Raw genomic sequence first — 22,041 nt, 5'->3', positions numbered from 1 at the left:
AAAATATATTCACACCCGGTCGGTCAAGGTTGCGCGATATTCGATTCCTGCAATTTCAGTCCGAAAGGGAGCGGCTTGGTCAATAAATCGGTCATCTGACTAAAGGTATCGGCGCTCGTCGCGATGCCTGTGACAGACAACGCACCGTCTGAAAGACTTATCTCGCCTTCCTTCATTGCCTTGATCACATCAAGAGCAAACAGCGCTGAATCGGCAAATTGCGGCCAGCTTCCCCGCGCGATCGCCATTTGATCGTCGAGCGAAGAGCCCAGAACAATCTCTTCAGCTGCTTCCATAATTTTGTCTCGCAAAGCATTTTCAGGAATAAAACCTGAGAGTACCAGCCCATCCTCATTGCGCGTAATCTGAAAAAGATAAGGAGAAGCCGACGGCAGAACCGATGTCAGATCTGTGATTTGATGGATTTGCGGGACATTTTGCAAGGCCGATTCTGCAGCTTTTTGTGTAGCCGGATCGGGGGCTACTCCCTTCAGCGTAACATCACGGCCTTCAATATCGAACCCTGCCCAGGCAAAGGGAGCCAGCGTAAATGATGTTCTGCGGGCGATATCCGCTTCAAGCTGCTCGACCCCGAACCAGAGAGCCAGCGAAGTCATCGCCGCCGTCAAGGTGAGACCGGGCCAGAACCAGCTTTTCATTTCGCGCTACCTTTCTTCACAGCAAATGCACCTGCCCGCAACGCGGTATCATTCTTGCCGTGTAGAAAGACCGACACCCCACCAAATGCAAGCCTTTCGGCCAAATCAGCATAGAAAAAACCCGGCAGCGATGCTGCCGGGTTTCCTGTAACCAATCCTATATGGATTAGAACGAGCGCTGGAAGCGGATCGCGCCACCGAAGGAATCATCCTCAGATGCGTAGTTTTTCCACTCGCCACCGAACTTGGTGTAGGAGACTTCTGGCGTAATGGTGAAGCCAGGAACCAGTTCGTAAGCAACGTTTGCGGTAACGGCAGTCTTGGACCAATCGTCATGCGCAGCCTGCAGGTTGAAGACAGCCTTGTCGGTTGCCTTGAACTTCAGACCACCCCAGACAGCCCAATCGCCGCCCCACTGACCGTAGTTCTGGTCAGGAGATTCTTCCGAAGCGTACGCACCCTGCAACCAAACCGAGAAACGATCGGTGATGTTGACGTCGCCGCGAACCTTGGCAGACCATTCTTCGATGACCGAGTCGTAAGCAACGACACCGGCGATCGAACCCCAGCCGCCTGCATACTTCAGGCCGCCAACTACGTGAGGCACATAACCGTCGATTGCATAATCGCCCAGACCGTTGAAGCCGCCGTCGTTGTCGCCACCCTGTTCGAGAGCAATCACAGCCGAAAAGCCGTTACCGCCGGTGAAGGTGTAGGAAATCTTGCCGGTGCGGTAGGTACCAGCGGAGACCACGTCATCGTTGATGACATCGCCAAGGTAACCGGTGAAGCTATGGAATTCCGACTCATCGATACCGACCTTGAGGCCGCCCAGTTCGATGTAAGCGAAACGCATGTTAACGCCATCGCTGTTGTTACCATATACGTCATCAATACGCGAGTTATTCGAAGCGTAGTTGAAGCGCAGTTCGGTGAAGGTCTTCAAAGTACCAAGTTCGGTTTCCGAACCGGTGGAGACGCGCAGAGCGAAACGGCCGGACTTATCCCAGCCTTCACGGTCAACACCGGTGTAGACATTGTCGCCACCTTTTACATCGTAACGGACATAGCCGTGGATGCGCAGGCAGGTTTCGGTTCCGGGAATGTAGAAGTAGCCGGCGCCGTATGCATCGCAAACGCGAACGTATTCAACGGCTTCGGGCTCTGGTGCGACGATTGCGTCGGCTGCCTGAGCGCCGGAAGCTGCAACCATGGCTGCAGCGGAGCCAAGGAGAAGGCTCTTGATGTTCATTTCTGACCTCCAGTCAAAGTTAAAAATGGGTCTGGGCATTCTGATTTGGCTGAAGGACAACCTGTCCCCATCCCCTGCTGAAAAAGTCGCCCCTAAGCGCTCCTTCTTCTGGATGTGAAGATACTCGCCCCGGCTCTCGATTCAACAAGGAATGCAGTCATCCTCTCCTGACGACGCTCTATCCGGAGAGATTGTTGCAGAAAAGACACGAATTGGCCTGCTTTGCCCGTTGTTTTCTGGACTTTGTTAACATGGATCAATGAAGGTTAATGGATATTAACGATTGAAACCGCATATATTTTTAGGAAATAGGCCTATTTGAAGATCGAATCTTACCATTGGCTCTTAATCGGACAATATCGATTCTGTGTACCGGCTCGAGGTCGGAAGAGTGTGCTCCGTTCACATGACGATGCAGCGCACTGAAGTCGGGAAACCCGCTTATCGCCCTACATTTATATATACCGGAACCGTAATCCGCAGGAATTTTGCTTATAACTGCGTAAATAGCTTGAAATGCCCGAGCGTACCGGCTATTTCGCGATACCGGAGAGGTGGCCGAGTGGTCGAAGGCGCTCCCCTGCTAAGGGAGTAGACCTCAAAAGGGTCTCGTGGGTTCGAATCCCATCCTCTCCGCCATAGCTTATTTACCCCGACATTTTTGGATCAAGTCCACCAGTTACAGGCAAAAGAGATTTGTCCGTTATCTGCACTTGTTCGTTCCCATAAATGAACTCAACAATTAACCCATTGAAATAGTTGAACCCTCTGACTTGCCAGCGATTCTTGACTGGAGGTCAGAAATGAACATCAAGAGCCTTCTCCTTGGCTCCGCTGCAGCCATGGTTGCAGTTTCCGGTGCTCAGGCAGCCGACGCAATCGTCGCACCAGAGCCCGAAGCCGTTGAATACGTTCGCGTTTGCGATGCATACGGCGCCGGCTACTTCTACATTCCCGGAACCGAAACCTGCCTGCGCATCCACGGCTATGTCCGTTACGACGTAAAGGGCGGCGATGACGTTTATTCCGGCGTTGATCGTGAAGGTTGGGATAAGGGCGCTCGTTTCGCTCTGCGTCTGTCGACCGGTTCGGAAACCGAACTCGGTACTTTGAAAACCTACACCGAACTGCGCTTCAACTATGGTTCAGCGAATTCCCGTCGTGACGGCTGGTATGGTGGCTGGGCTGACATCAACGACGAAGGCGACACCAGCATCATTGGTGGGACGAACTCCGAAGTTGTCATGCAGTTCGCCTACATCACGCTCGGCGGCTTCAAGGTCGGTATTGATGAGTCGGAATTCCACACCTTCTCCGGTTACCTTGGTGACGTCATCAACGATGACGTGATTGGTGCTGGCTCCTACCGTACGGGCAAGATTTCCTACACCTTCACCGGTGGCGACGGCTTCTCGGCGACAATCGCTCTCGAACAGGGTGGTGATGACTACGCAATCGATGGCTATGTGCCACACATTGTTGGCGGCCTGAAGTATGCAGGCGGCTGGGGTTCGATCGCCGGTGTCGCTGCTTACGACTCGGTCATCGAAGAATGGGCTGCAAAGGTTCGCGGCGACGTCAACATCACCGACCGTTTCTCGGTTTGGTTGCAGGGTGCTTACTCTTCCGCAGAAACTCCTGACCAGAACTACGGTCAGTGGGGCGGCGATTGGGCTGTCTGGGGTGGCCTGAAGTTCAAGGCAACCGAACAGGCTACCTTCAATCTGCAGGCTGCGCATGACGATTGGTCCAAGACCGCCGTTACTGCAAACGTTGCTTACGAACTGGTTCCTGGCTTCACCATTACGCCAGAAGTTTCCTACACCAAGTTCGGTGGCGAGTGGAAAAGCCCTGTTCGCGAAAACGATGCTTGGGGTGGTATGATCCGCTTCCAGCGTTCGTTCTAAGAGCGAAACATTGGTCGAAGACGCCAACGGGTTTCCGCTGGCGTCTTCGATTTTTAAACAGCGTTTATAAGAAGCGTAAGAACGATTTTTTCGGAGTGGGGATTTCGGAAAGTCGAAAGGGGAGAACGACGGAAACGAAAAACTGGGGACAAAAGGGGGGTTCTTTAACAAGGATCGCATAATGCCCCAGGATAAAGTTAGCTCACTTATCTTGTATTCAGCTAATAATTTCAGTAGTGATGCAACTTGGAGAATACCGGGGGGCACACGATGATGATTATTGGGGAAATGGAAATCGAAGTAACGGACCAATATAGGCCGACAATCGATTACAATGTGAAATACACATCCGACAAGAGCCCCAACCATCGGCTTGTAGACACATATTCTGTGGCAGATCTTACCGGTAAATACATAAACATCTTGTGGGATGACGGATCACATAAGTATAATGTGAGATCGTTTCTTGGAGAAATAAATGAAATATTGAAAGGCGATCGCTTTTCAGGTTTCACACAGCATATGCTAGACTCTCTCATTGGTACGCTTCGTGAACGCGGAAACAGCAATGCAACCATCAACAGAAAGATGGCTGCGCTGAGCAAGCTGCTGCGAAAGGCGCATAAAATGGGGGATATTTATAGCCTTCCGGAGTTCATCCGGCAAAAAGAACGCGTAGGACGTATTCGCTTTCTTGAACAAGAAGAAGAAAAACGGCTTTTTGCAGCGATCAAGACACGCTGTGAGGACAGCTACCGGCTCGCTGTTTTCCTCGTCGACTCAGGCTGCCGCCTTGGAGAAGCCATCGGACTGACATGGAATGATCTGCAGGATCAACGTGTTACATTCTGGCTCACAAAATCGAACCGCAGCCGAACCGTTCCTTTGACACGTCGTGCGAATAAGGCCACGCAGATTGACCACGCACAGAATAAAGGTCCGTTTTCGATGCTGACGCAAGTCCGCTTCCGACAGGTCTGGAACGAATCGAAAAAGGAAGTCGGCCTTGGTAAGGATGATCAGGTCGTTCCACATATTCTACGGCATACGTGCGCTTCACGACTTGTGCGCGGAGGGATTGATATCCGGCGTGTACAAATGTGGCTCGGCCATCAGACATTGCAGATGACCATGCGTTACGCACATCTGGCGACAAACGATCTCGATTCTTGCGTAAAGGTTTTAGAGGTTCATTAGAGCTCGATCGTCATTTACGCGGCCTGGTGACTTTCATCGACTCATCTTGTCCATACGTTCGATCAAGCATTGAGTTTTTCATTCTGTGCATTTTCGCTACAATTAAAACAGCTGAGCGCGCGAAGCACCTCATATTAGAGCACAATCCTATCAGGGGTGAGAGATGCCGGTCTGATTCAATCAGATCGGGATGCGCTTTAGAAAATATTTTTCGGCTTATTCTCTCCATCAAGTAGGGGTGACCCACTATCAAGGAAGATCGGCTCGTTGTTTCCCTGTTAATAGAACTGTCGATTGTAAGTCGATATTGCGGACGCACCACCCTTATTTTTTCGCCGCCACTTCCCTGCTCCGTCCCAAAATACATCATTGAGGTGGAACCAGACGATGTGAATTGTTATGGCTGTCGTCGACCAGCATGGTGCAATTTTCCATGTTTCGCCATTCGAACGCATGTTCTGATCAAAGTTGACTGGATATAGCCATGACTCCCCCTCGCCTTACCCCTCTTGTGGAGCAGCTTCCCTCAACCGTGCCCTTCATCGGGCCGGAAACGCTGGAATTGCAGCGCGGAGAGTCGTTCAAGGCCCGAATCGGCGCCAATGAGAGCAGTTTTGGTCCGGCCCCTTCCGTCATTGACGCCATGCAGCGCGAAGCCACCGAGGTTTGGAAGTATGGCGACCCCGAGAATTATGCGTTGCGACATGCGATCGCCGACCATCACGGCGTTAAAGCCGAAAACATTATGCCCGGTGCCGGGGTCGATGCGTTGCTGGGCCTGATCGTTCGCCAATATGTGTCTGACGGCGATACAGTCATCAACTCGCTGGGTGGTTATCCAACCTTCAACTATCATGTTTCAGGTTATGGCGGCAGGCTTATAACCGTGCCCTATCGACAGGACAGGCCCGATCTTGATGCCCTGCTTGCAGCGGCACGTAACGAGAGGGCCAAGCTTCTATATGTCGCCAATCCGGATAATCCGATGGGTAGCTGGCATGAAGGTACCGACATTCAGGCATTTATCGAACAGGTCCCGGAAACAACTATGCTGGTTCTTGATGAAGCCTATTGCGAAACTGGCCCGGCCTCAGCCTTCCCGGATTTTGAACCGGATCGCCCCAATATTCTGCGCATGCGAACTTTTTCCAAGGCTTATGGGCTTGCGGGCATACGCTGTGGTTATGCTGTCGGTTGCCCAGACGCGATCCAGTCTTTTAATAAGGTTCGCGATCATTTTGCGGTCAGCCGTATGGCACAGGCCGCAGCCATTGCTGCATTGAAGGACCAGTCTTATCTTAGAGATGTTGTATCAAAGATTAAAGCGGGTCGGGAGCGCATTGCTGCTATTGCGGCTGACAATGGCCTGACTGCACTCACCTCCGCTACCAATTTTGTCGCAATCGATTGCGGTCGCGACGCTGCGTTTGCAACCGCTATTCTCAACGGACTGATGGAACGCGATGTTTTCGTACGCAAGCCAGGCGCTCCCGTTCTTGACCGTTGCATCCGCGTGAGTGTCGGCATCAAAGTGCAGCTCGATGTTTTCGAGGCCGCGCTGCCGATGGCAATCGAAGACGCCCGCAAATCCTTGCAAGCGCTGCAGCCGTATAAATAGAGGGGTTTCGATATGTCTAGCCCACGCCATAACCAGCCACAAAATATTCTTTTCAGTACTCTAGGCGGATTATGCGGCGCACTCGCTATTGCCGCCTATGCGCGGGCAGCCCACAGCGAGGGCAGTCATTTAAGTACGATTGCACCGCTGCTTTTGGCCCATGCCCCTGCCCTGCTGGTTCTCTCACTATTGGCCCCAAGCAACCGTATAGCTCTAATCGGCGGTGCGTTGTTGATCGCCGGGCTGGCGCTATTTTGCGGTGATCTGTTCCTGCGCGATATCACCGGCAACAGGCTTTTTCCGTTCGCCGCTCCTACTGGTGGAACACTCATGATCGCTGGCTGGCTCGGCGTTGCGATCAGCGGCTGGTTTTTCCGAACACGATGAAATGCGTAACGAAATAAAGGGGCCACTTAGCCCCTTTATTTCTGATTGTTATACGATTTACGAATTGCCCTTGAGACGGGCATTGCAGAGGCTGTAGTAACCGCCGCCCTTCTGCACCCACTTCAGGCCACCAAGTGCATTGGCATCCTTCAGAGCATGATACTGTTCGAGGCAGGTGTGCATGCGTGCCTTGCCAGCCGATTCGCTGGAAAATTTCGACGATACAGCCGTCGGGAATTTCATCCCGCGCGGAGCAGCCGTAGTCGGCGCGGAAGGCTCGCGATTACCATCCGTGCTCAATGCAACGGGGTCAGCGCCAGCGCCGCATTCCGTTTTACGGAAGTCGTTCCACTTCAAACCGTCAATACCGCCATCCTTGGCTGCCTGATATTTCGCGCTGCACTGCTTCATGGTCAGCCCCTTCGCAGCATCATCAGCCGCAGCGGGGGCCTTGGCAGTTTTCTTTGCAGGTGCTGCTGGAGCCGCAGCGGGCGCTGCCGCTGCATCGTCACCACATTGCGCCTTGCGGAAATCATTCCACTTCAGATTTCCCAGCGTGCCGGCATCCTTTGCAGCCTGGTACTTGGCGCTGCATTCTTTCATGGTCAGAGCGCTTGCCGGTGTTGAAAAGGCAAAAGCCGCGGCACCCATGATGATGGCAGTGCCTGTCAGAGCTGTAATGGATCGAATGGACATTGCGTCACTCCCTGTCGATTCTGCCTCTTCGGCCACGCCATCGAATTGGTATGTCGTGACCAGTTTTTATTTGGAATTGAAAAGAACTAAGCTGTCGCTCGTCTTTTGTAGTCCATTTCTTTTCCTTGTCAATATTGCGCCCGGCATGATTGACTGTCAATTTATTACGCTATATTCCAAAATTATAAAATACAATTTTTCTAACGGGTGTTGCCTGTCCGTTATTTGAAAGCTCTTTGAAGTAGAGACGCAGTAAAGCCATCAATCACTCTATTGTCTATTTGACCGACCAATCGCTGGACCCAGCATGCCTAAAACCTCGAACATAAAACGGATCATGATTTTCGGCGGTCCCGGTTCGGGAAAGTCAACGCTGGCGCGAAACCTTGGTGACATAACCGGCCTGCCCGTGGTGCACATTGATACACTTTACTGGAAACCTGGCTGGGTCATGCGCGCACGAGAGGAAGTCGGACGCCTGACAAATGCTGTTGCGGATAAAGAGAAATGGATTTTTGAAGGAAACCACAGCGAAACCATGCACTATCGCGCCTCACGCGCCGACATGCTGGTGTTTCTCGATCTATCGACCCCACTACGCCTTTCGCGGATCATCGCAAGAATCCTGAAAACACCAGGGACACACCCGCCCCGATATGGCTGATGGCTGCCCGGAGCGCTTTGATTGGGATTTTCTCAAATGGTCTGCGAACTACCGTAACAACGGGCGTGTCCGTGCGCTTAAACTCTTGGATATTATGCCCGATCAACTCATGAAACATCATCTCAGGCATCCGCGCGAAGTGGTCACCTTTTTGAAGATGATGACCCTTGCTAACCAATCCAACGACTGACAAGAAAAAGAATGGTTGAATCGAATGTGGCCTTCTGTCAGTGCGTCGTCATCCACTCGCGGGCACCACGAAGCGCTGCTGCCAGTTCGCTTTTACTCATGGTCGCGGCAACGCGGTTGCGCAACTGTGCGGCTTTTTCGTTCCCGCGGATGGCAGCAATGTTGAGCCACTTATGCGCTTCGACGACATCGATTTCACAATCGCGACCAATGGCGTATTTCATACCCATTTCCAGAAGAATGCGGTCCTGCGAGGCGATCTTTTCTTTATTCATCAAGCTCTGAAACTGTGCCATTGTCTTTGTCCCTGTTAAATCCCGAGAACCGTCCGGTCTTTGTTTTCGTTTCAGCTTTTCACATCCGCGAAACTGCCGTCTCTGTCGTTCCGTTCATGTTCTTCAAGATAAGGGAAAGGTTTAAAACGCGCGTTAAACCAGATGCTTAACAGCAAGCCAACAAAATCCAAACAAGCAGTAAATTTGGTAATTTGTTAAACATCCAAGCCTCAAATTTCATTCGCTTTTTGATGAAATCCGCCTTGAGCACGCATTGCACGTGGAAACCGGATGCTAACCATAGAATGATCGCGGCGGTTTGATGCCTTTAAACAAGCCCCATCCGAATGACGTAAAACAATGCAAGATTCCGCTTTATCAAAACAGTAATCTAATTTACTTTTACGTATGCGTAAGGATGAGTGAGCGTTTATCCTGAGGCGAGCAGCGTTCAATAAAGCTGGTCATAAGACCATAAGTATTTTGGGAACATATAAGATTTGCCCCTTATTACGGCGGCAGCACTGTGGGAGGAATGAATGATCCGTATTCTCTGTATGGCATTGACACTGGCTGCAAGCTTCAGTGTCCAGGCATTTGCCGACGAGGGCATTGTCGGGAGTTGGAAACGTCCAAACGGCACCATCATCCGCTATGCCGCTTGCGGCGACAATAAATTCTGCGGAACGGTCATGACCGGCGAATACAAGGGCAAGTCCATTGGCACCATGTCGGGCAAGGGTGGCAGCTATAAAGGACAGGTCAACAAGCTCGATGAAGGAAAGACATACAACGGCAAAGCATCGGTCAAGGGCAACAGCCTATCCCTGTCCGGCTGTGTGCTTGGTGGCTTGATCTGCAAGAGTGAAAGCCTCACCCGTCAATAATAAGTATTTAAAAAGGCGGCTAACAGGCCGCCTTTTTCATGTTCATATCACGGAATTAACGTGCCTTCTGGCCGAACAGGATTTTCTGCTCTTCTTCCTTATTGGCGGATGCCATAGCGCGTTCGCGTTCTTCCTTGCCCACCACAAGCCCGCGTTTAACCGCCGGACGTGCATTCACCGTTTCGTGCCAGCGCTTAAGATTGGGAAAATCATCAAGGTTCTGCTCATAATTCTTATAGGCATTAACCCACCCTATGCTTGCCATATCGGCAATCGAATAATCACCTGCAATAAAATCACGACCGGCAAGCTGGCGATCCAATACACCATAAAGGCGGCCCACTTCATTGGTATAGCGGTCGATGCCATATTGAACCTTCTCCGGTGCGTAGTTGCGGAAATGGCCTGCCTGTCCCGACATCGGCCCCAGACCGCCCATCTGCCACATCAGCCACTCATCGACCGCAACGCGCTTGCGTTCATCTGACGGGTAGAATTTTCCAAACTTGCGTCCGAGATATTGCAGGATAGCACCTGATTCAAACACAGAAATCGGCGCGCCGCCCGAACCTTCCGGGTCGATAATGGCAGGCATGCGGTTATTGGGAGCGATTTTCAGAAAGTCCGGCTGAAACTGGTCACCCTTGCCGATATTGATAAATTTCACATCGTAAGGAACGCCAAGTTCCTCAAGCATGATGCTGATCTTAAAACCATTCGGCGTCGGCCAGTAATAAAGCTTGATAGGCTTGGTCTGTTCCACCATTGGGCTTGCTCCTCAATATCGTACAAAACTCCACATTCCAATGATTGGAAACATAAGGCCCATTTTCAAAGGCACAAGGCCGTAACGGTGGATTTAACCCGACATCAGTATTTTTGAACCGCACATGAATGCCGCTCTCAGGGAGGGTTCAGACGCGCTGGCTAAACTCAAAATTGTTAGAAAAATTAAGGGAGCCAGCCATGTTGTTCAAACGCCTGACGATAGCAGCTTTGCTTCTTGCGGGAATAGCCATCGTTGCGGGCGTTTTTGCCGACACCCAGCATGGCGTCTTGGGTAATCCACTCCTTGCATGGCAGTCGCAAACGCCAGCGAAGATCCCGGAGACGTTGCCATGAAGCCGCCCTTGCGCACATTCATGGCAATCGCCTTTCGTGTGCTGGTATTTACAGCCATTTTCACCGGCCCCGCCGCCACCTTTGCCTATATGCAGATAGGAAACCAACCCAAGATGAGTGGCATAGGGCTGGTGCTTTATGTGAGCCTGCAACGCACGACCTGACGATTGAATAAGTTGGTCATTCCAAAGTCATGGAACCTGCTATATTAGGCCATGACAGAGCGAATCGAACATCCATTTACAAGCGAAATCAAAACACCGCCGCCCTATGAGCCGCAGGTGTTCAGCGATGCCTCAGGCGCAGTTGCTGCGCTGCAAAAACTCTATGACCGCAACGTGGATTTCCTGCGCGATGCTTTTGCAAAAGTCGCGCATGGAAACGCTCCGGCCCAGCGTTACCGCGCTTTTTACCCGGAGATCTGCCTTTCCACATCGAGCTTCGCGCATGTCAATACGCGTCTAGCCTATGGCCATGTATCCTCGCCCGGTGATTATTCGGCAACCATTACGCGGCCCGATCTGTTCGGCCATTATCTCGATGAGCAGATCCGCCTTTTGATGCGCAATCATAGCGTAACCGTCACGGTACGCGAATCGGCTACGCCGATCCCGCTGCATTTCGCCTTCAAGGAAGGCACTTATGTCGAGGCTTCGGTGGCCAATGCCTTTCAGCATCCGTTGCGCGATCTTTTCGACGTGCCGGATCTCGCCGCAACCGATGATCGCATCGTCAATGCCGATTTCGACCCCACGCCGGGCGAACCCATGCCGCTTGCGCCCTTTACAGCGCAGCGCATCGATTATTCGCTGCAAAGGCTTGCGCATTACACGGCAACCAGCCCGGCGCATTTCCAGAATTTTGTGCTTTTCACCAATTACCAGTTCTATATCGACGAATTCTGCGCCTATGCGCGTGAATTGATGGCGACGGGCGGTGGCGGCTATGAGCAATTCGTTGAGCCGGGCAATCTGGTAACCCTTGCAGGCGAAAGCGCACCGAGCCAGGGCAGTCCGCTTGGTCGATTGCCGCAAATGCCCGCCTATCACCTCAAAAAAGAAGGCCATGGCGGCATTACGATGGTCAATATCGGCGTCGGCCCTTCCAACGCCAAGACGATCACCGATCATGTCGCGGTGCTACGCCCACATGCATGGCTGATGCTCGGCCATTGCGCGGGGCTGCGCAACTCTCAGGAACTGGGCGATTATGTGCTGGCGCATGCCTATATGCGCGAGGACCATGTGCTCGATGATGATCTGCCGGTCTGGGTGCCGCTGCCAGCCTTGGCTGAAATTCAGGTCGCTCTTGAAGAAGCTGTCGAGGAAATCACTGGCCTTGAAGGCTCGCAACTCAAGCGCATCATGCGCACGGGAACGGTTGCCACCATCGACAATCGAAACTGGGAACTGCGCGACCAGCGCGGGCCGGTGCAAAGACTGTCGCAGGCACGCGCCGTCGCCCTCGATATGGAATCGGCCACCATTGCCGCCAATGGCTTCCGCTTCCGCGTACCTTATGGCACGCTTTTATGCGTTTCGGACAAGCCGCTGCATGGCGAATTGAAACTGCCGGGCATGGCGACCGAATTCTACAAGCGGCAGGTGGCGCAGCATCTGCGCATCGGTATTCGCGCCATAGAGAAGATTGCCGCCATGCCCAATGAACGGCTGCACTCGCGAAAACTCAGAAGCTTTTATGAAACAGCCTTTCAGTAAACACGGAGCGTTAAGAGCGCTCCGTTTCATCTTCATGCCGCAATCGCTCTCATAGTGACCGACATGTCAAAAGCCCACACTAAACTGCCCTTTATCCTGCTTCTGGCCGCTGTTGCGGTCTCGGTACCGCTTGTGCTCGGTTTTCTGGGGTCGGTGCATCCGGCATTCGATGCGTTTTCGCACTTTCGTGCACATCTGGCTGTTTTGATGGCAGTTTTGGCTTTGCCGCTCGTGTTCACGCAGATGCGGCGTGAGGCGGCAATGGTTATACTTCTTGCCGTCTTGGCTTTTGGAAGCACGACGGCAATAGCGCATCGTTTTCTTGGCAGTACCGATGAAGAAACGCCAGCACATACTGCCGGTCCGCGTTACAGCTTGATCCAGATCAATCTGCGCTATGACAACTCTGAACCCAAGCGCGTTCTGCAAATGATTGCGCGCGAAAAGCCGGATGTGATCACCTATCAGGAAGCGGGCCCAGATTGGACGATGTGGATCGATATCCTCAAAAGCACCTATCCCTATCATGTCGAATGCCGGATCGATGGACCCGATTTCGGCACCGGCATTCTTTCCCGCCGCCCAATATCTGAAAGCGATGCTCAAGCCTGTTCAGCAGGTGGACGCCTTGCCAGCGCTGCAATCGATTTTGGCGGCACATTCGTCACTGTCGCGGCCTACCATTCTGCCCTGCCATGGCCTTATGGCCAGAACGACAGTATCGGCGAGATGGTACCGGGACTGCAAAAACTGGACGGACTAAAAATTATCGCCGGTGATTTCAATGCTGTACCGTGGAGCTATGCAGTCAAACGCATCGCCAAGGCATCAGGCACGGAAGCGGTCCCGGATATTGGCGGTACATGGTTGCCCCATGGCCTGCCAACGAGCCTGACTGCGTGGATCGGCCTGCCCATCGATCAGCTTCTGGTCAGTCCCGAAGTTGAAATGCCTGTTGCCGCCTCCCGACCATATGTCGGTTCGGATCACCTGCCGGTTCGGCTCGACTTTTCCGTACCAGCGCCCGTCCGTCCTGATCACGAAGAACCCGAAACGCAATCAGTGATGCTGTAATGGGCGGACACAGTTTTCATCAACATTACATGTTGACGTAAACCGGTCCTTCGCCGCCATTTTCAAGCGGTGGTCGAGACGGACGCAGTCTCGAATGTAAATATTACATATTCACATAGACCGGTCCTTCGCCGCCTTGTGGCGGAACCCAGTCGATGTTCTGGTTCGGATCCTTGATATCGCAGGTCTTGCAATGCACGCAGTTCTGCGAGTTGATCACGAAGCGTACGTCTTTTGCCTTGGGGTCGGCGGCAGCATTGCCATCCGCATCCACCCATTCATAAACGCCCGCCGGGCAATAGCGCGTCGATGGTCCCGCAAAAACATCATGCTCGGATGTTTTTTGCAACTCCATGTCGCGCACGAGCAAATGTACGGGCTCGTTCTCGTCGTGATTGGTGTTGGACAAAAACACCGACGACAGGCGATCAAAAGTCAGAACGCCATCGGCCTTGGGATAGTCGATCTTCTTATGCTTTTGCGCAGGCTCCAGACTTTGCGCATCGGTCTTGCCATGTTTGAGCGTGCCAAAAACAGAAAACCCGAAAAGCTGGTTGGTCCACATATCAAGACCGCCCAGCGCCACACCAATAGCCGTGCCGAATTTCGACCAGAGCGGCTTGACGTTGCGAACCCGCTTAAGATCCGTACCGATAGCGCTTTCACGCCAGCTGTTCTCGATCTCGACCGGCTCGTCATTGGCGCGACCGGCGGCGAGCGCTTCCGCGATCTTGTCTGCGGCGAGAATGCCGGACAGAACCGCATTATGGCTGCCCTTGATGCGCGGCACATTGACCAGCCCTGCCGAACAACCAATCAGCGCACCACCGGGAAATGACAGTTTCGGCACGGACTGAAACCCGCCTTCGGTGATGGCGCGTGCGCCATAAGAAAGACGTTTGCCGCCCTCGAACGTGTCGCGGATCGCCGGATGCGTCTTGAAACGCTGGAATTCCTCGAAGGGCGCCAAATAAGGATTTTTGTAGTTGAGATGCACCACAAAACCAACCGCCACCATATTGTCTTCAAGATGATAGAGGAACGAGCCGCCGCCCGTCTTCATGCCGAGCGGCCAGCCAAACGAGTGCTGTACCAGACCGGGCTTATGCTTTGACGGATCAACCTGCCAAAGCTCTTTCAGTCCGATCCCGTATTTGCCCGGTTCACGGCCTTCATCAAGCTTGAACTTTGCTATCAGTTCCTTGGCGAGCGATCCGCGCGCACCCTCACCGATCAGCACATATTTACCTAGCAACGCCATACCGCGGGTATAATTGGGACCATGCGTGCCATCGCGCTCGACGCCCATGTCGCCAGTGGCAACGCCGATGGCTGCACCATCGTCATTATAAAGCACTTCTGTTGCGGCAAAACCCGGATAGATTTCAACGCCCAGTTCTTCCGCCTTGGCAGCAAGCCAGCGACAGACATTACCCAGTGAAACGATGTAATTGCCGTGATTGCCCATTAACGGCGGCATTGCAAAATTGGGAAGGCGCACCGATCCCGCAGGTCCAAGCAGCAGAAAATGGTCAGCCGTCACCGGCGTCTTGAACGGATGGCCTTCTTCCTCACGCCATCCCGGAAGCAGTGCATCGATGCCGCTTGGGTCAACAACCGCGCCGGACAGGATATGCGCGCCGACTTCGCCGCCCTTTTCAAGAACCACGACAGAAAGCTCGGGATTGATCTGCTTGAAGCGAATGGCGGCAGAAAGCCCAGCAGGCCCCGCACCAACAATCACCACATCAAATTCCATACTTTCGCGCTCAGGAAGTTCCTGCTTGTCAAGTTCTGGCGCTTCAGACATTCATGCCTCCGTCCGGTCTGTCACCGCGCATTTTCTATTCCAGTGCACACGATGCATCCAATTGTTTTTCTTCGTGAACCGATTTCATGTCCGGATATGAACATGAAATTGTCCTTGTTCCCTTCCAAAGCGCATCGGTTAAAAAATGATACACTGTCATCCCTGCTCGCATAAAATGCCGATACAACAAGGCCTCATCCTATAGCTTTAACCTGTCGCAAAGTTGGGAACTGTCGCATATGCGTCCAATTGTCCAAGCAATAGACATTTTTGCGGACATAATATTTACTTTAACGTAAACGTCAATTCGCGTTATACAAATTGACGCGTGAAGTTATGCATCAGTGCGGAATGCTTGCTGAGCTGTAATGGGCGGGCTTTTATGCGGAAAACGCAAAATGCGCGCCCTCCCCCATTGCATTCCGGGTCAAAATTCGCCACCTCTCAAGCGAGGTAAAAAGATGACTGATGGCCGCGAGACGTTGGATATGGAAGGCTTGCTCCGCTTTTATGCGGAAGCGGGTGTCGATCTGCCACTTTCGGAAACGCCCATTGATCGTTTTGCCGAGTCCCAATCTCCGGCGCCTACAAAGGCATCCGCCCGTCAGGAAAATACGCAACGCGAAACGCCTCGTCCACAGCAACAAGCGCAACCGCGGCCCACGCCAATGCCCGTCACACAAGCCGTGCGGGCAGCATCCGATGTGCCGGATACGGCGCAGATTGCTCTGGCCCGCGAGGCCGCGTCGCAAGCCAACACATTGGAAGAACTGCGCGAGCAACTCGCAGCTTTCGACGGCTGTGCACTGAAATTCACTGCAAAGAACATTTGCTTTGCCGATGGCGATCCATCCTCGGATATCATGTTCGTCGGCGAAGCGCCCGGCCGCGACGAGGATATGGAAGGCCTGCCTTTCGTCGGACGTTCGGGGCAGCTTCTCAACCGGATGATTGAAGCCATCGGCCTCACGCGCGAGAATGTCTATATTGCCAATACGATCCCTTGGCGCCCACCGGGCAATCGCACGCCTACCCCGCTTGAAACAGAGCTTTGCCGTCCCTTCATCGAACGGCAGATCGAGCTTGCCGCGCCCAAAATCCTTGTGGCGCTCGGCGGCCCTGCCGGTAAAGCGCTGACCGGCGCGCCGGAAGGAATTCTGCGTCTGCGCGGCAACTGGAAAATCCACCGCACGCCGTCCGGCATCGAAGTGCCTGTCATGCCGACTTTGCATCCAGCTTATCTCCTGCGCACGCCGGCACAAAAGCGCTTCGCATGGCGCGATTTTCTGGCCGTAAAACTCAGAATGGCTGAACTCACCGGCTGATATTTCTTTATTCGCACAGCTTTCACGCAGCTTGTCACCGACATGCCGCAAACTTGTTTTAATGCGCCGCTTGCCAACCGGCAAAAAGACAGTATGAGAGCTAAAATTTCGCGACCGACCGGAGATATCAATGGCTGGCCAGCTTTTGCCAATTGCCGCCCTTTTGACAAGCACATTCATGATGCTGCTTGCAGGCGGACTTGCGGGTATTCTCCTGCCGCTGCGCGGCGGTATGGAAGGGTGGTCGACCACGACCATCGGCTGGATGGGGACAAGCTATTCGCTCGCCTTCACGCTCGGCTGCATCGTGGTGCCGCATCTGGTGCGTCGTGTCGGGCATGTGCGGGTTTTCGCGGCGCTGCTCACCCTGCTTTCGATCGCACTTCTGTTTCATTCGCTGGTGGTCAGTCCCGCTGCATGGATGCTGTTTCGCGGCGTAGCGGGTTTTGGGCTTGCCGGAAGCTATATGATCATCGAAAGCTGGCTCAACGAGCGCGTGACCAATGATTCGCGCGGACGGGTTTTCTCGATCTATATGATCATCACCATGCTGGGGCTAATGTGCGGACAGTATATCCTTCCGTTTGGTGACGCCTCGACGCAGACACTGTTCATCATCTGCGCCATCATCTATGCGAGCGCCCTGTTGCCCACGGTCCTCTCCAGCGCGCAATCGCCCAACCCACTGACACAGGTGACCCTCGACATCAGAGGGCTTTACCGTCGCTCGCCTGCCGCCGTCATCGGCTCTCTTATCGCTGGTATTACCGCCAGCACCTGGAATTTTCTCGCTGCCATCTATGGCGGCATGAACGGCCTGTCGACTTTCGGTATCGCAACCATGCTGGCCTGCGCCATGATCGGCGGCGCATTGTTCCAGTATCCGCTGGGACGATCCTCGGATTTCGTTGACCGTCGCTATGTGATGGTCGTGGCCGGGCTGATCGGCTTTGCCCTCTCCACCATCATGCTTATCCTGCAGCCAGCAACGCCAATGTCGCTTTATGGCATGATGTTTTTGTTCGGCTTTGTGCTCTATCCAATCTACAGTCTGAATGTCGCGCACGCCAATGACTATGCGGATGCCAGCGAGTTCGTTCAGGTCTCAAGTGGCTTGCTGATTGTCTATGGGATCGGCAGTATGCTGGGACCTGCGCTGTCCGGCCCGCTGATGGACCTGATCGGCGCGCCCGGTTTTTTCGTCACGATGGCTGTCTCCTATGGCATTTACGGCCTTCATGCCTTCTGGCGCATCAAGCGCTTCGAGCGACCGGCCATCAGCGAACAGAAAACCGAGTTCAAGTTCGTCACGCCCGATGCTCAGTCAACACCGGAAACACTGCAACTCGACCCGCGTTCGGAGAATCCCCAGTAAGATATAAATTAATGGCTTTGTGGTGCATTGAGCTTATGCGGTGCGATGGCCAGCTTGTGCTCGCGATAGATGATGAAACCGCCCGCACCCATAACGATAGCGCTGCCGATGATCATTTCGAGCGTCGGAACATCCCCGAATAGCAAAAATCCGATAACCAGCCCCATTAGCATCGACGTATATTCAAACGGTGCGATGGTCGACATCGGCGCATGACGATAGCATTCCGTAAGCAGTATCTGAGCAATACCACCGGCAAAGCCCGCCCCAATCAGAAGCGCAAGCTGAGACCAGCTCGGCACGATCCACCCGAAAGGTAGGCTGAAGAGCGCAATGATACTGGCCGAAAGTGAAAAATAGATCACTATGGTGGCTGTGCGCTCTGTCTGCACCAGGCGTCGCACCAGGAGCATGGCTATCGCAGCCATGACGGCAGCGCCGAGCGCTGAAAGGGCACCGATTGCCTCGTCCTGTCCGACATTGCCGGAGGAAAAAATCGTCAGGCGTGGCCATATGATGACAAGAACGCCAAAAAGACCGACGAGCACGGCGCTCCAGCGATAAAGGCGCACCACCTCACCCAAGACGAACGCGCCCAGAATGACGGTGATGAGCGGTGAGGCATAATTGATGGCGATTGCTTCGGGTAACGGCAATTTTATCAGGGCAAAGAAACTCATCGTCATGGCGCAGACGCCGACCATACCGCGCCAGAAATGGCTAAGCCCATGCTGGGTACGAAATGCACCCTCTAGCTGACCCCGACATTTGAGATAAATCAGCACAGCAATAACTGCGAAGAAGGAGCGAAAGAAAATCAGTTCTCCGAGCGGAACGCCTTCCGCTGCCTTGAGCATGGTGGACATACCGACAAAAATCGTCACAGAAGCGATTTTAAGACCAATGCCGAGCATTGGGTTCGATTCAAGCTGTGCCGCCCCAACGGGCGCGCTCGCATGAGCGTTCACGACGCGATCCCCTAAACTTGCAGTGTCATTATGTTTTTTTACCGTCTATTCTTCAATAGGCTGGTTTGCAGCAGCCTGCCAAGAGCAGCGGGAAAATTATTTGGCTGAATCGCTTTTCTTGTCGTTTTATCAAAAGACGAGTACGAACCCGGCGAACAGATTTAAAGAAAGAGTTTTCCGATGCGTCCTGAAACCGGCCAGACTTTCCGTCTCCAAGATTACCGCCCGACACATTACGCAATCCCGGAAACCAGACTGGATTTTTCGCTTGAGCCGGAAAAGACAATCGTACACGCAGCACTCACCATCGAGCGCCGCAGCACCACGCCCGCCGGCACACCGCTCATTCTCGATGGCGACGGGTTGAAGCTTCTAAGTCTCTCCATCAACGGCGAGCCGTTAAGCACCAACAGCTATCTGGCAACACCGGACCGTCTGGAAATCAACGCATTGCCTGATCATGCGCGTTTCACGCTTGAAATCGTCACTGAAGTCAATCCGACGACCAATCGCCAGCTTTCGGGTCTTTATCGCTCAAGCGACGTTTATTGCTCACAATGCGAAGCCGAAGGCTTTCGCCGCATCACCTATTATTATGATCGCCCCGACGTGCTTTCGGTCTATACCGTGCGTATTGATGCGGATAAAGAGGCTGCACCGGTCCTGCTTTCCAATGGCAATCCAGTCGAAAGCGGCGTTAACGTGGAAAACCCGGACCGACATTTTGCCCTCTGGCACGATCCACATCCCAAGCCATCCTATCTTTTCGCGCTCGTAGCCGGTTCGCTCGGGGTGGTAAAAGATCATTTCACCACGCAGTCAGGGCGCAGCGTCGATCTTGCCATTTATGTGGAGCACGGCAAGGAAGACCGGGCACTCTATGCCATGGATGCCTTGAAGCGTTCAATGCGATGGGACGAGGAGAAGTTTGGCCGGGAATATGATCTTGATGTCTTCAACATCGTCGCGGTTTCGGATTTCAACATGGGCGCGATGGAGAACAAGGGCCTCAATGTTTTTAACGACAAATATGTGCTGGCCGACCCGCAAACTGCGAGTGATGGCGATTATGCCGGGATCGAAACCGTCATCGCGCATGAATATTTCCATAACTGGACTGGCAACCGCATCACCTGCCGCGACTGGTTCCAGCTTTGCCTGAAAGAAGGGCTGACAGTCTATCGCGACCATGAGTTTTCTGCCGACCAGCGCTCGCGTCCGGTCAAGCGCATCGCAGAGGTGAAGACGCTTAAAGCCCAGCAATTTCCAGAAGATGGCGGACCGCTTTCGCATCCGGTGCGACCGCGAGAATATCGCGAGATCAACAATTTCTACACTGCGACCGTCTATGAAAAAGGATCGGAAGTGGTGCGCATGATCCGCACGATCATCGGTCCAGAGCTTTTCCGAAAAGGCATGGACCTTTATTTCGAGCGCCATGACGGTGACGCTGCCACAATCGAGGATTTCATAAAAGTCTTCGCCGATGTGTCGGGACAGGATTTTACGCAATTTGCCCTTTGGTACGATCAGTCCGGCACGCCGAAAGTCAAGGCAGATTTTGCTTATGATGCCGATGCCAAAACTTTTACGCTCAAACTCGCGCAGTCGCTTGCTCCCACACCCGGACAGCCTGTCAAAAAACCGATGCATATTCCGGTCGCCTTCGGCCTTGTCGGGCCGGACGGCAGCGATATGGAGCCGACAGATATCGAGGGTGGCGACGTGCGCGAGGGCGTCATTCATCTGCGCAAAGACGCTGAGACGATCACCTTTCATGGTATCACAACCCGGCCGGTGCCATCGCTCTTGCGCGGCTTTTCAGCACCCGTCAATCTCGATGCGCCGCTCAGCGCCAAAGACCGCGCTTTCCTTGCGCTCAACGATTGCGATCATGTCGCCCGCTGGCAAGCCATTACCGGCATTTTCACGCAAAGCCTGCTGGAGGCTGCACGTGATGGCGGCAAGACGCAGGTTGATAGCGAAATCGTAGCACTTGCAGGTCACATTACAACAGATGAGAAGCTCGACCCGGCATTCCGCGCCCTTTGCCTGACGCTTCCGGGTGAAAGCGATATCGCTCGCGAACTGGGCAGCAATGTCGATCCCGACGCCATTTTGGCAAGCCGCGAGCAAATGATCGCAGCCATTGCCAATGCGCACACAGCGGATTTTGCTGCGCTTTACGATGCATTTCAACAGGATGGCCCCTTCTCGCCCGACGCACAATCGGCGGGAAAACGCGCTTTACGCAATGTGTTGCTCGACTATCTGAGCTGTCATGAGAACGTACCGGGTCGTGCGCACGCACAGTTCACGCAGGCCGACAATATGACCGACCGCTTTGCAGCACTCACCGTTCTGGTGCACCGCTTTGGCGAAACCGGACAAGCAAAGGAAGCCTTGTCGGCTTTCGAGCAGCGTTTTGGCAGCGATGGGCTCGTCATGGACAAATGGTTTATCGTGCAGGCGACCCGTCCCGGACTGCACACGCTTAATGCCGTTCGCGAACTGACCAAACACCCGCTTTTCTCGCTCGATAATCCCAATCGCGTGCGTTCACTGATCGGCGCATTTTCCGCAGCCAACCCTACCGGATATAATCGCAAGGATGGCGCGGCCTATGCGTTCTTTGCCGACACCATTCTTGCCATCGATCCCGAAAACCCGCAGCTTGCCGCACGTCTTCTCACCGCCATGCGTTCATGGCGTTCGCTTGAAGAGACACGGCGGGCGCGGGCAAAAACCGCGCTTGAGCGGATTGCGGGTTCTGCAGGACTATCCACTGACCTGCGGGATATCGTGGATCGAACGCTTGCCTGATTCGCGGCCCATAAATGCCATTATGCTGTTTTAGCCTTTTCTTCCGTATGCAGCCTGTGCTGCTACGGTTGGAAAGTGGTTGAACTATGCGTTTG

At 53.5% G+C, this 22,041-nt stretch carries 21 protein-coding genes and 1 tRNA gene; 15 read left to right on the top strand and 7 right to left on the bottom strand.

Features of this window, described 5'->3' with window-relative positions; genetic code table 11:
• Positions 1–23: 23 nt before the first annotated feature.
• Positions 24–659 (bottom strand): BON domain-containing protein, encoded by a 636-nt coding sequence (locus AAIB41_RS01965; RefSeq protein ID WP_343313941.1) that lies wholly within the window; start codon positions 657–659, stop codon positions 24–26.
• A 166-nt stretch (positions 660–825) separates the two neighbouring features.
• Positions 826–1,911, bottom strand: coding sequence for a porin (locus tag AAIB41_RS01960; protein WP_343313940.1), 1,086 nt, complete (start codon positions 1,909–1,911; stop codon positions 826–828).
• Between the two features lie 548 nt (positions 1,912–2,459).
• Here AAIB41_RS01960 and AAIB41_RS01955 point away from each other — a divergent pair.
• The 5 genes from AAIB41_RS01955 to AAIB41_RS01935 all read left to right on the top strand — a co-directional run bounded on the left by AAIB41_RS01955 (position 2,460) and on the right by AAIB41_RS01935 (position 7,020).
• Positions 2,460–2,550: transfer RNA gene (locus AAIB41_RS01955), tRNA-Ser, on the top strand.
• Positions 2,551–2,714: 164 nt separating this feature from the next.
• Positions 2,715–3,818 (top strand): porin, encoded by a 1,104-nt coding sequence (locus AAIB41_RS01950; RefSeq protein ID WP_343313939.1) that lies wholly within the window; start codon positions 2,715–2,717, stop codon positions 3,816–3,818.
• 270 nt (positions 3,819–4,088) lie between these two features.
• Complete coding sequence (locus AAIB41_RS01945) at positions 4,089–5,015, top strand: site-specific integrase (protein WP_343313938.1); 927 nt, start codon at positions 4,089–4,091, stop codon at positions 5,013–5,015.
• Positions 5,016–5,499: 484 nt separating this feature from the next.
• Positions 5,500–6,633: a pyridoxal phosphate-dependent aminotransferase gene (locus AAIB41_RS01940; protein WP_343313937.1), complete on the top strand. Its 1,134-nt coding sequence runs from the start codon at positions 5,500–5,502 to the stop codon at positions 6,631–6,633.
• Between the two features lie 12 nt (positions 6,634–6,645).
• Positions 6,646–7,020, top strand: a complete 375-nt coding sequence (locus AAIB41_RS01935) for a DUF423 domain-containing protein (RefSeq protein ID WP_343313936.1) — start codon at positions 6,646–6,648, stop codon at positions 7,018–7,020.
• Between the two features lie 57 nt (positions 7,021–7,077).
• On the opposite strand, the gene AAIB41_RS01930 is transcribed toward AAIB41_RS01935, so the two are convergent.
• Positions 7,078–7,716, bottom strand: coding sequence for an antifreeze protein (locus tag AAIB41_RS01930; RefSeq protein ID WP_343313935.1), 639 nt, complete (start codon positions 7,714–7,716; stop codon positions 7,078–7,080).
• 307 nt (positions 7,717–8,023) lie between these two features.
• On the opposite strand from AAIB41_RS01930, the gene AAIB41_RS01925 reads away from it, so the two are divergent.
• Complete coding sequence (locus AAIB41_RS01925; RefSeq protein ID WP_343313934.1) at positions 8,024–8,380, top strand: hypothetical protein; 357 nt, start codon at positions 8,024–8,026, stop codon at positions 8,378–8,380.
• Positions 8,373–8,570: a hypothetical protein gene (locus AAIB41_RS01920; protein WP_343313933.1), complete on the top strand. Its 198-nt coding sequence runs from the start codon at positions 8,373–8,375 to the stop codon at positions 8,568–8,570. The genes AAIB41_RS01925 and AAIB41_RS01920 overlap by 8 nt, the downstream gene beginning before the upstream one ends.
• 37 nt (positions 8,571–8,607) lie before the next feature.
• Here AAIB41_RS01920 and AAIB41_RS01915 read toward each other — a convergent pair whose 3' ends face one another.
• Positions 8,608–8,865, bottom strand: coding sequence for a sel1 repeat family protein (locus AAIB41_RS01915; RefSeq protein ID WP_343313932.1), 258 nt, complete (start codon positions 8,863–8,865; stop codon positions 8,608–8,610).
• Positions 8,866–9,383: 518 nt separating this feature from the next.
• Here AAIB41_RS01915 and AAIB41_RS01910 point away from each other — a divergent pair.
• On the top strand, positions 9,384–9,731 hold the full coding sequence (locus AAIB41_RS01910) for a DUF2147 domain-containing protein (RefSeq protein WP_343313931.1): 348 nt from the start codon (positions 9,384–9,386) through the stop codon (positions 9,729–9,731).
• A 55-nt stretch (positions 9,732–9,786) separates the two neighbouring features.
• Here the strand turns inward: AAIB41_RS01910 and AAIB41_RS01905 are convergent, their stop codons facing one another.
• The gene (locus tag AAIB41_RS01905) at positions 9,787–10,497 is read right to left on the bottom strand and encodes a glutathione binding-like protein (RefSeq protein ID WP_343313930.1); all 711 of its coding nucleotides are present in this window, start codon (positions 10,495–10,497) and stop codon (positions 9,787–9,789) included.
• 200 nt (positions 10,498–10,697) lie between these two features.
• Here AAIB41_RS01905 and AAIB41_RS01900 point away from each other — a divergent pair, with 200 nt between their 5' ends.
• The 4 genes from AAIB41_RS01900 (at position 10,698) to AAIB41_RS01885 (ending at position 13,645) form a co-directional block, all read left to right on the top strand.
• Positions 10,698–10,853, top strand: a complete 156-nt coding sequence (locus AAIB41_RS01900) for a hypothetical protein (RefSeq protein WP_343313929.1) — start codon at positions 10,698–10,700, stop codon at positions 10,851–10,853.
• Positions 10,850–11,017: a hypothetical protein gene (locus AAIB41_RS01895; RefSeq protein WP_343313928.1), complete on the top strand. Its 168-nt coding sequence runs from the start codon at positions 10,850–10,852 to the stop codon at positions 11,015–11,017. Before AAIB41_RS01900 ends, AAIB41_RS01895 begins: the two co-directional genes overlap by 4 nt.
• Before the next feature lie 51 nt (positions 11,018–11,068).
• Entirely contained in the window at positions 11,069–12,571 is a 1,503-nt protein-coding gene (locus tag AAIB41_RS01890; protein WP_343313927.1) for an AMP nucleosidase, read from the top strand.
• Positions 12,572–12,634: 63 nt separating this feature from the next.
• Positions 12,635–13,645 (top strand): endonuclease/exonuclease/phosphatase family protein, encoded by a 1,011-nt coding sequence (locus AAIB41_RS01885; protein WP_343313926.1) that lies wholly within the window; start codon positions 12,635–12,637, stop codon positions 13,643–13,645.
• Positions 13,646–13,748: 103 nt separating this feature from the next.
• Here AAIB41_RS01885 and AAIB41_RS01880 read toward each other — a convergent pair whose 3' ends face one another.
• The gene (locus AAIB41_RS01880; RefSeq protein WP_343313925.1) at positions 13,749–15,455 is read right to left on the bottom strand and encodes an electron transfer flavoprotein-ubiquinone oxidoreductase; all 1,707 of its coding nucleotides are present in this window, start codon (positions 15,453–15,455) and stop codon (positions 13,749–13,751) included.
• A 461-nt stretch (positions 15,456–15,916) separates the two neighbouring features.
• Between AAIB41_RS01880 and AAIB41_RS01875 the strand changes: the two genes are divergently transcribed.
• Complete coding sequence (locus tag AAIB41_RS01875) at positions 15,917–16,780, top strand: uracil-DNA glycosylase family protein (protein ID WP_343313924.1); 864 nt, start codon at positions 15,917–15,919, stop codon at positions 16,778–16,780.
• 130 nt (positions 16,781–16,910) lie between these two features.
• Complete coding sequence (locus AAIB41_RS01870; RefSeq protein ID WP_343313923.1) at positions 16,911–18,155, top strand: MFS transporter; 1,245 nt, start codon at positions 16,911–16,913, stop codon at positions 18,153–18,155.
• Between the two features lie 8 nt (positions 18,156–18,163).
• Here the strand turns inward: AAIB41_RS01870 and AAIB41_RS01865 are convergent, their stop codons facing one another.
• Positions 18,164–19,123, bottom strand: coding sequence for a DMT family transporter (locus AAIB41_RS01865; RefSeq protein WP_343313922.1), 960 nt, complete (start codon positions 19,121–19,123; stop codon positions 18,164–18,166).
• Between the two features lie 180 nt (positions 19,124–19,303).
• Here AAIB41_RS01865 and pepN point away from each other — a divergent pair, with 180 nt between their 5' ends.
• Complete coding sequence (gene pepN, locus AAIB41_RS01860) at positions 19,304–21,946, top strand: aminopeptidase N (RefSeq protein ID WP_343313921.1); 2,643 nt, start codon at positions 19,304–19,306, stop codon at positions 21,944–21,946.
• The last annotated feature ends 95 nt before the right edge of the window (positions 21,947–22,041 follow it).

This window comes from Brucella sp. BE17, from assembly GCF_039545455.1.
GTDB lineage: Bacteria > Pseudomonadota > Alphaproteobacteria > Rhizobiales > Rhizobiaceae > Brucella.
Note: the sequence above shows the minus strand (reverse complement) of the source record. Positions and strands in the feature narration are given on the sequence as shown.

Excerpts from the sequence above, each read along its gene's own strand:
- pepN (WP_343313921.1), top strand. The coding sequence starts at position 19,304 with ATGCGTCCTGAAACCGGCCAGACTTTCCGTCTCCAAGATTACCGCCCG.
- AAIB41_RS01915 (WP_343313932.1), bottom strand. The coding sequence starts at position 8,865 with ATGGCACAGTTTCAGAGCTTGATGAATAAAGAAAAGATCGCCTCGCAG.
- AAIB41_RS01900 (WP_343313929.1), top strand. The coding sequence starts at position 10,698 with ATGTTGTTCAAACGCCTGACGATAGCAGCTTTGCTTCTTGCGGGAATA.
- AAIB41_RS01880 (WP_343313925.1), bottom strand. The coding sequence starts at position 15,455 with ATGTCTGAAGCGCCAGAACTTGACAAGCAGGAACTTCCTGAGCGCGAA.
- AAIB41_RS01935 (WP_343313936.1), top strand. The coding sequence starts at position 6,646 with ATGTCTAGCCCACGCCATAACCAGCCACAAAATATTCTTTTCAGTACT.
- AAIB41_RS01875 (WP_343313924.1), top strand. The coding sequence starts at position 15,917 with ATGACTGATGGCCGCGAGACGTTGGATATGGAAGGCTTGCTCCGCTTT.
- AAIB41_RS01925 (WP_343313934.1), top strand. The coding sequence starts at position 8,024 with ATGCCTAAAACCTCGAACATAAAACGGATCATGATTTTCGGCGGTCCC.
- AAIB41_RS01920 (WP_343313933.1), top strand. The coding sequence starts at position 8,373 with ATGGCTGATGGCTGCCCGGAGCGCTTTGATTGGGATTTTCTCAAATGG.
- AAIB41_RS01965 (WP_343313941.1), bottom strand. The coding sequence starts at position 659 with ATGAAAAGCTGGTTCTGGCCCGGTCTCACCTTGACGGCGGCGATGACT.
- AAIB41_RS01940 (WP_343313937.1), top strand. The coding sequence starts at position 5,500 with ATGACTCCCCCTCGCCTTACCCCTCTTGTGGAGCAGCTTCCCTCAACC.
- AAIB41_RS01885 (WP_343313926.1), top strand. The coding sequence starts at position 12,635 with ATGTCAAAAGCCCACACTAAACTGCCCTTTATCCTGCTTCTGGCCGCT.
- AAIB41_RS01960 (WP_343313940.1), bottom strand. The coding sequence starts at position 1,911 with ATGAACATCAAGAGCCTTCTCCTTGGCTCCGCTGCAGCCATGGTTGCA.
- AAIB41_RS01870 (WP_343313923.1), top strand. The coding sequence starts at position 16,911 with ATGGCTGGCCAGCTTTTGCCAATTGCCGCCCTTTTGACAAGCACATTC.
- AAIB41_RS01895 (WP_343313928.1), top strand. The coding sequence starts at position 10,850 with ATGAAGCCGCCCTTGCGCACATTCATGGCAATCGCCTTTCGTGTGCTG.
- AAIB41_RS01910 (WP_343313931.1), top strand. The coding sequence starts at position 9,384 with ATGATCCGTATTCTCTGTATGGCATTGACACTGGCTGCAAGCTTCAGT.
- AAIB41_RS01930 (WP_343313935.1), bottom strand. The coding sequence starts at position 7,716 with ATGTCCATTCGATCCATTACAGCTCTGACAGGCACTGCCATCATCATG.
- AAIB41_RS01905 (WP_343313930.1), bottom strand. The coding sequence starts at position 10,497 with ATGGTGGAACAGACCAAGCCTATCAAGCTTTATTACTGGCCGACGCCG.
- AAIB41_RS01945 (WP_343313938.1), top strand. The coding sequence starts at position 4,089 with ATGATGATTATTGGGGAAATGGAAATCGAAGTAACGGACCAATATAGG.
- AAIB41_RS01950 (WP_343313939.1), top strand. The coding sequence starts at position 2,715 with ATGAACATCAAGAGCCTTCTCCTTGGCTCCGCTGCAGCCATGGTTGCA.
- AAIB41_RS01890 (WP_343313927.1), top strand. The coding sequence starts at position 11,069 with ATGACAGAGCGAATCGAACATCCATTTACAAGCGAAATCAAAACACCG.